The sequence below is a fragment of the Rhizobacter sp. P1_G5 genome (assembly GCF_056405435.1).
The window spans coordinates 1-7,109 of the sequence record NZ_JBFUCB010000301.1; the positions used below are offsets into that span (position 1 = coordinate 1).

The following is a 7,109-nucleotide window of genomic DNA, read 5'->3' on the forward strand; positions in this document are numbered from 1 at the left end:
GGTCATGACAGTCTTTCAGGCGATCAGCGGCAGGCCGCTCAACCGCTGCAGTTCATCGAAGGGCAGGCCGTTGAAAGTCTCCACCACCTTCAGGCCGGCCGCCGTCACGTCGATGACAGCCAGGTCGGTGTAGATGCGGCTCACGCAGGCCACGCCGGTCAGCGGGTAGCTGCACTCGGCGACGATCTTGCTCTCGCCGGACTTGGTCAGGTGCTCCATCATCACGAAGGTCTTCTTCGCGCCGATCGCCAGGTCCATCGCGCCGCCGACCGCGGGGATCGCGTCGGGCGCACCGGTGTGCCAGTTCGCCAGGTCGCCGCGCGCGGACACCTGGAACGCGCCGAGCACGCAGATGTCGAGGTGGCCGCCGCGCATCATCGCGAAGCTGTCGGCATGGTGGAAGAACGCGCCGCCGGCCAGCAGCGTCACCGGCTGCTTGCCGGCATTGATCAGGTCGAAATCCTCGTCGCCCGCGGCCGGCGCCGGGCCCATGCCGAGCAGGCCGTTCTCGCTGTGCAAAAAGATCTCGCGCTCGCGCGGCAGGTGGTTGGCCACCAGCGTCGGCAGGCCGATGCCGAGGTTCACGTAGGCGCCTTCGGGGATGTCGCGGGCGACGCGGGCGGCCATCTGGTCGCGGTTCAGGCCACGGACACTCATGCGGCGCTCCTCGCGAAACCGGCCGGCCCGGTGGCGCTGCGCGGCACCTGGACCACGCGTTGCACGAAGATCCCCGGCGTCACGATGTGCTCCGGGTCGAGCTCGCCGAGCGCCACCACCTCGTGCACCGACGCGATGCTCAGCTTGGCCGCCATCGCCATGATCGGCCCGAAGTTGCGCGCGGTCTTGCGGTAGACCAGGTTGCCCCAGCGGTCGCCGCGCTCGGCCTTGATCAGCGCCACGTCGGCATGGATCGGCGACTCGAGCACATACATGCGGCCGTCGATCTCGCGCGTTTCCTTGCCGCGCGCCAGCTCGGTGCCGTAGCCGGTCGGCGTGAAGAAGCCGCCGATGCCGGCCCCGGCCGCGCGGATGCGCTCGGCCAGGTTGCCCTGCGGCACCAGCTCCAGCTCGATGCGCCCGCTGCGGTACAGCCCGTCGAACACCTGCGAATCGACCTGGCGCGGAAAGCTGCAGATGATCTTGCGCACCCGCCCGGTCGCGAGCAGCGCCGCGAGGYCCGTCTCGCCGTTGCCGGCGTTGTTGTTGACGATGGTCAGGTCGCGCGCGCCATGCGCGATCAGCGCATCGATCAGCTCGCCCGGCTGGCCGGCGCCACCGAAGCCGCCGATCATCACCGTTGCGCCGTCGGGCACACCGGCCAGCGCGTCCTGCACCGAATCGCAGAGCTTGTTGATCATGCTGTTCCTCACGCAGACCCAGTTCGTCAAAAAGTTCTTTTGACGAACTGGGGTTCTGTATGGGAACAGTGTAAGCCGAGTCAGGCTGCTTTCGCGAGCTCGTCCATCGCGTACACGCGGCCGAAGCGGTTGGCCAGGAAGTCGGCCAGCCGCACGTCCTCCTGCCGCACGAAGCCTTGCTGCGGCAGCTGGCCGGTCGCCAGCATGTCGAGGATCGCGCACAGGCTGCTCGCCGTGGTGATCTGGATCGCGCTGCGCAGCTTGCCGGCCAGCACGTGCGCATAGGTCTTGCGCGCATAGGTGTTCTGCACGAGGCGCCCGTCCTTCATGCCGGAGACGGTGACGAACACGATCACCACGTCCTGCATCGTCGTCGGCACGGCCTGTTCGAGGATGTCCTTCAGCACGTCGCGCCGGTCCTTCAGCCGCAGGTCGTGCAGCAGCGCCTTCATGATCGCGGCGTGGCCGGGGTAGCGGATCGTGCGGTAGTTCAGCGTGCGCACCTTGCCGGCCAGCGTCTCGCACAGCGTGCCGAGCCCGCCCGAGGTGTTGAAGGCCTCGTACAGCACGCCATCGAGCGAGAACTCCTCGCGCTCCTCGAGCGCCGGCACCTCGCGCACGACGCCGTCGACGATCGCCTCGCAGGGTTCGCAGTACTCGTTGATGACGCCTTCGGTGCTCCAGGTCAGGTTGTAGTTCAGCGCGTTGCTCGGGTAGGCCGGCAAGGCGCCGACGCGCATGCGCACGCTGTCGAGCGTGTCGAAGCCGCTCGCCAGGTCGGCAGCGACGATCGAGATGAAGCCGGGGGCCAGCCCGCACTGCGGGATGAAGGCGGTGCTGGCGCCCACCGCCAGTTCGCGGATGCGCCGGGTGCTGGCCACGTCTTCCGTGAGGTCCAGGTAGTGCACGCCGGTGTCGCGTGCGGCCTGCGCGACCTTGGCCGTCAGGTGGTAGGGCGCCGCACTCAGCACCGCGAAGCGGCCGCGCAGCGCGGAGCGCAGCTGCTGGGCATCGTTCACGTCCAGCACCAGGGTCGACAGCCCCGGGGTGCCGGCCATCTCGGTCGCGATCTCGGCCAGCTGGGGCGCCGAGCGGTCGGCCACCGTCACGGTGTAGCGCTCGCCACCGGTCGCAGAGGCCAGCAGGGCCCCCACCACGGAGCCGATCTTGCCGCCGCCGATCACCAGGATGTCTTTCATTGCCGCCTCGCATGCTGTAGGGAATGACGGCGATTGTCGGGAGTGCGAGGTCAAAAGGCAGCTTGAAATTCAACGAAACGACGGGCACATTCCGGCATATTGCCGACTCGCTCCGACGAAATGCACAAGACCATCCTCGACAAGACCGACCACGCGCTGCTCGCGCTGCTGCGCGAGAACGCGCGCGCCTCCACCGCCGAGCTGGCGCGGCGCCTCGCCTTGTCGCGCACCACGGTGCAGAGCCGGCTGGAGCGGCTGGAGCGCCAGCGCGTCGTCGCCGGCTACACGATCGTGGTGCCCGATGAACTCGAGGCCGCGCTGGTCCGCGCCCACGTGCTGATCACGGTGGCGCCGCGCCAGAGCGCCGCGATCGAGGCGGCGCTGCGCAAGATCGCCGAGGTGCGCGTGCTGCACTCGGTCAGCGGCCCGTTCGACCTGATCGCGATCGTCGCGGCGCAGTCGATCGGCGAGCTCGATGCGCTGATCGACCGCATCGGCGCGCTCGAAGGCGTCGAGCGCACCACGTCGGCGATCGTGTTGTCGACGCGAATAGAGCGGTAAAAGTCACGGACGACAGTCCGCAGCCCCCAATTCCTGTCAGAGTTAGCAGGTGTGAGGAAGGGTGTCCCTCGGGATAATGAACTTCAAGTCGAGGCACTCGCGGCCGAAAAGCTCGCAAGCGCGTTCCTCGGCGCAAAACCTGGTCTCCGGCCGCCCCGCCATTCGCATGAAAGAAGCCATCTCCCCATTGGTCATCGATGTCCAGGAACTGCGCGTCGGGATGTTCGTTCATCTCGACGTGGGTTGGATGGCGCACCCGTTCCCGCTCAGCAGCTTCAAGCTGACGACGCCGGACCAGATCGCGACGATCCGCAGCCTCGGGCTGCCGCGCGTGCGCTGGAGCCCGGACAAGAGCGACCCGCCGCCGGCCGCCACGCCACTGGGCGAGACACCGGCCGCGCAGGCACCCGCTGCGGCGCCTGCTGCCCCCGCTGTCCCCACCGAGTCCCCCGAAGTCGCCGAACGCCGCCGCCTGCGCGAGGCGCTGGCGRCCGAGCGCGCATCGCTGGCCGTCTGCGAGCGCCAGTTCGCCGAGGCCACCAAGGCCTGCCGCATGACGCTCGAGCTGGTGCTGACCAAGCCGCAGCAGGCCCGCGAGAACACCGAGGCGCTGAGCCGCGCCTTCGTCGACAAGATGCTGGCGGCGCAAGACCTGTGCATCCGCCTGTTGAGCGACGGCATCGGCGACAAGGCCTCGATGCATTCGGTCAACGTGGCCGTGATCTCGCTGCTGATGGGCAAGACCTTCGGGCTGTCGCAGGCCGAGATGATGGACCTGGGCGTCGGCGCGATGCTGCACGACATCGGCAAGATCGAACTGCCCGACCGCGTGCGCCACCGCGAAGAGCATTTCACGACCGCCGAGACGCAGTTCTACCAGGAGCACGTGACGCACGGCGTCGCGCTGGCCAAGAAGATGGACCTGCAGCCGGGCGCCACGCTCGTCATCGCGCAGCACCACGAGCATGCCGACGGCAGMGGCTTTCCGCTCAAGCTCAACAGCGACCGCATGACGACCGCGGCGCGCATCGTCTCGCTGGTGAACCGCTACGACAACCTGTGCAACCCGCACGTGCCGTCGCGCGCACTGACGCCGCACGAGGCGCTGTCCACGCTGTTCGCGCAGAGCAAGGCCAAGTTCGACACCGCGATCCTCGGCGCCTTCATCCGCATGATGGGCGTCTACCCGCCCGGCTCGACGGTGCAGCTCACCGACGACCGCTACGCGATGGTGGTGTCGGTCAACTCGACCCGGCCGCTGAAGCCGCGCGTGCTGGTGCACGACCCGAAGGTGCCGCGCGACGAAGCGCTGATGCTCGACCTGGAGCAGATGCCGCGGCTGGGCATCCGCCGCAGCCTGAAGCCGCAGCAGCTGCCGACGGCGTCGCTGATCTACCTGTCGCCGCGCGCCCGCGTGGCCTATTTCTTCGAGCCGGAGCAGGTGCCCGAGACCGCGGACGCCGCGGCCGTTGCATGACGGTCGGCGAGCCGGCGCGGGGCCTCGACGCTTCGATCGACGGCTTGCCTGACGGACTGCTCGACGGCTTGCTCGAGGCGGTGTGGCTGGTCGACGCCGGCAGCCTGCGGATCCGCTCGGTCAATGCCGCGGCCGCCGAGCTGTTCGGCGTCGAGGCCGCGTCGCTGCGCGGCCGCGGTGCCACCGACCTGTGCGCGACGCCTGAAGACCTGGTGTTCTGGAGCGAGGCGGCGACCGGCGTCGTCGACGACATCGTCTCCGACACGCTGGTGCGCCACGCGAGCGGCCGCCTGCTGCCGGTGACGCGCCGCGTGAGCCGCATCGGCGCCGGCCTGTTCCTCGTGACCTGCCGCGACCGCAGCGCGCAGCGCGCCGCCGAAGAAGAGCTCGAGACCCGCCTGGCCGAGTTGCGCGCGACGCTCGAATCCACCGCCGACGGCATCCTGGTGACCGACCTGTCGGGCCACATCCGCAGCTTCAACCACCGTTTCGCCGGCCTGTGGGCCCTGCCCGAGGAGGTGCTGGCCCGGCGCGACGACGAGGCGGTGCGCGACTGGATGCGCGCAAGCGTCGTCGACGGGGCCGACTACGAGCGCCGGCTCGCCGCGATCCACGAGGCGACGATGCTGCAGACCAGCGACGTCTTCACGCTGCATTCGGGCCGCGTGCTGGAGCGGCTGACGCTGCCGCAGTGCACGCGCGGCCACCCGATCGGCCGCGTGTTCTCGTTCCGCGACATCACCGAGAAGCTCGCCGCCAGTGCGCGCATCGAGGAGCTGTCGCACACCGACGCGCTGACCGGCCTGCCGAACCGGCGCCTGCTGGCCGACCGCATCGAGTTCGCGCTCGCGATGGCGCAGCGCGGCGGCAACCCGTTCGCGCTGATGGTGCTGAACCTCGACCGCTTCAAGCAGATCAACGACACGCTCGGCCTCGGGGTCGGCGACCGCGTGCTGCTGGAGGTCACCGACCGCATCAAGGATTGCCTGCGCAACGTCGACACCGTCGCGCGCCTCGCCGGCGACGAGTTCGTGCTGCTGGTGCACCAGGCCGACGCCAGCGCGGCCGAAGCCACCGCGCGGCGCGTGATCGACGCGATGGCCCGCCCGTTCACGCTCGACGCCGTCAGCTTCACCGTCACCTGCAGCATCGGCATCGCCATGAGCCCGGCCGACGGCGACAGCGCCGACGACCTGCTGCGCCGCGCCGATGCGGCGATGCACCACGTGAAGGAAGCCGGGCGCGCGAGCTTCCGCTTCCACCAGCCGCGCGGCGACGCCGGCCAGCGCCCGGACCATTCGCCGTTGCAGATCGCGCCGATGCAGATCGACCACGCGATGCGCCAGGCGCTGGTGAGCGGCCAGTTCCGGCTGCACTACCAGCCGCAGATCGACCTGAAGAGCGGCCAGGTGATCGGCGCCGAGGCGCTGATCCGCTGGCGCGATCCGGTGCTCGGCGAGGTCTCGCCGGGCGAGTTCATCCCGGTGGCCGAGGAGAGCGGCTTCATCATCCCGATCGGCGACTGGGTGCTGTCGCAGGCGGTGCGGCAGGCCGCCGCGTGGCGCGCCAACGGGCTGGAGATGCCGGTGTCGGTCAACGTCTCGGCGCTGCAGTTCCGGCAGCCCGACTTCATCGACCGCGTGGCCGGCGCGCTGAAGGGCGCGAACCTGCCGGCCCGGCTGCTCGAGCTGGAGCTCACCGAATCGATCCTGATCCACGACGCGGCCGGCGCGCTGCAGCGCCTGCAGGCGCTGCGCCAGCTGGGCGTGCAGATGGCGATCGACGACTTCGGCACCGGCTACTCGAGCCTGGGCTACCTGAAGCGCTTCCCGATCGCGCGGCTGAAGATCGACCGCAGCTTCATCAAGAACCTGCCCGACGACACCAGCGATGTCGCGATCGTCAACGCCATCATCCAGCTCGGCCGCGCGCTGAACCTGCGCGTGATCGCCGAAGGGGTCGAGACCGAGCCGCAGCGGCAGTTCCTGCTCGACGCCGGCTGCGACGAATTCCAGGGCTTCCTGTTCGCGCCGGCCCTCGACCACGGCAGCTTCGAAGGCCGCGTGAACCGCGCGGCGCCGCCCAGGTCGGTGCGGCTGGTGCACCCGGCCGGCGGCTGACAGCCCCCTCGACACGGTCGGACATCGTCCGACATCCCTCCCCGAGCCCCGGCAAAAGCCGTACGCCACGCCCCGGTTTGCGTTTTTGCCTTATTTTCACGGGATCGTTGGAGGTTCCCGATGAATCCACTGGAGCGAACGCTGGAGCAGCGTGTCGAGGCACTGGGCGTCCCGATGGCAGTGGTGCTGCCCGGTGGACAACGGCTCGGCCACCCGCAGCCGACCGTGACGATCCGGCTCAATGAACTGTCGCCGCTGGTGCACATCGCCGGCGGCCAAGTCGGCCGGGTCGCGCAGGACTATGTCGAGGGCCGCCTCGACTTCGACGGCACCGTGCGCGACCTGATGTCCATTGCCGCGCAGCTGATCGACGACGACCCGACCCAGTCGGAGC

General features: G+C 69.4%; 6 protein-coding genes and 1 pseudogene. 4 read left to right on the forward strand and 3 right to left on the reverse strand.

Annotated elements, in window-relative coordinates:
- Nucleotides 1-15 precede the first annotated feature (15 nt).
- From AC1D12_RS19680 to AC1D12_RS19690, 3 genes are all read right to left on the reverse strand, one after another.
- Complete coding sequence (locus tag AC1D12_RS19680; RefSeq protein WP_047510273.1) at nucleotides 16-657, reverse strand: 3-oxoacid CoA-transferase subunit B; 642 nt, start codon at nucleotides 655-657, stop codon at nucleotides 16-18.
- Complete coding sequence (locus AC1D12_RS19685) at nucleotides 654-1,358, reverse strand: 3-oxoacid CoA-transferase subunit A (RefSeq protein ID WP_477842381.1); 705 nt, start codon at nucleotides 1,356-1,358, stop codon at nucleotides 654-656. Before AC1D12_RS19685 ends, AC1D12_RS19680 begins: the two co-directional genes overlap by 4 nt.
- Before the next feature lie 80 nt (nucleotides 1,359-1,438).
- Complete coding sequence (locus AC1D12_RS19690) at nucleotides 1,439-2,557, reverse strand: saccharopine dehydrogenase family protein (RefSeq protein WP_047510269.1); 1,119 nt, start codon at nucleotides 2,555-2,557, stop codon at nucleotides 1,439-1,441.
- A 120-nt stretch (nucleotides 2,558-2,677) separates the two neighbouring features.
- Between AC1D12_RS19690 and AC1D12_RS19695 the strand changes: the two genes are divergently transcribed.
- The 4 genes and pseudogenes from AC1D12_RS19695 to AC1D12_RS19710 all read left to right on the forward strand — a co-directional run.
- Complete coding sequence (locus AC1D12_RS19695) at nucleotides 2,678-3,118, forward strand: Lrp/AsnC family transcriptional regulator (RefSeq protein WP_047510267.1); 441 nt, start codon at nucleotides 2,678-2,680, stop codon at nucleotides 3,116-3,118.
- A 166-nt stretch (nucleotides 3,119-3,284) separates the two neighbouring features.
- Nucleotides 3,285-4,595 (forward strand): cyclic di-GMP phosphodiesterase, encoded by a 1,311-nt coding sequence (locus AC1D12_RS19700; RefSeq protein WP_477842383.1) that lies wholly within the window; start codon nucleotides 3,285-3,287, stop codon nucleotides 4,593-4,595.
- Nucleotides 4,592-6,715, forward strand: a complete 2,124-nt coding sequence (locus AC1D12_RS19705; protein WP_477825852.1) for a putative bifunctional diguanylate cyclase/phosphodiesterase — start codon at nucleotides 4,592-4,594, stop codon at nucleotides 6,713-6,715. Before AC1D12_RS19700 ends, AC1D12_RS19705 begins: the two co-directional genes overlap by 4 nt.
- A gap of 120 nt (nucleotides 6,716-6,835) precedes the next feature.
- Nucleotides 6,836-7,109, forward strand: a pseudogene (locus AC1D12_RS19710) (SAM-dependent methyltransferase); the annotation flags it as partial.

What these genes read in the sequence shown, in the direction of transcription:
- AC1D12_RS19695 (WP_047510267.1), top strand. Translation starts at nt 2,678, where the DNA reads ATGCACAAGACCATCCTCGACAAGACCGACCACGCGCTGCTCGCGCTG.
- AC1D12_RS19690 (WP_047510269.1), bottom strand. Translation starts at nt 2,557, where the DNA reads ATGAAAGACATCCTGGTGATCGGCGGCGGCAAGATCGGCTCCGTGGTG.
- AC1D12_RS19680 (WP_047510273.1), bottom strand. Translation starts at nt 657, where the DNA reads ATGAGTGTCCGTGGCCTGAACCGCGACCAGATGGCCGCCCGCGTCGCC.
- AC1D12_RS19705 (WP_477825852.1), top strand. Translation starts at nt 4,592, where the DNA reads ATGACGGTCGGCGAGCCGGCGCGGGGCCTCGACGCTTCGATCGACGGC.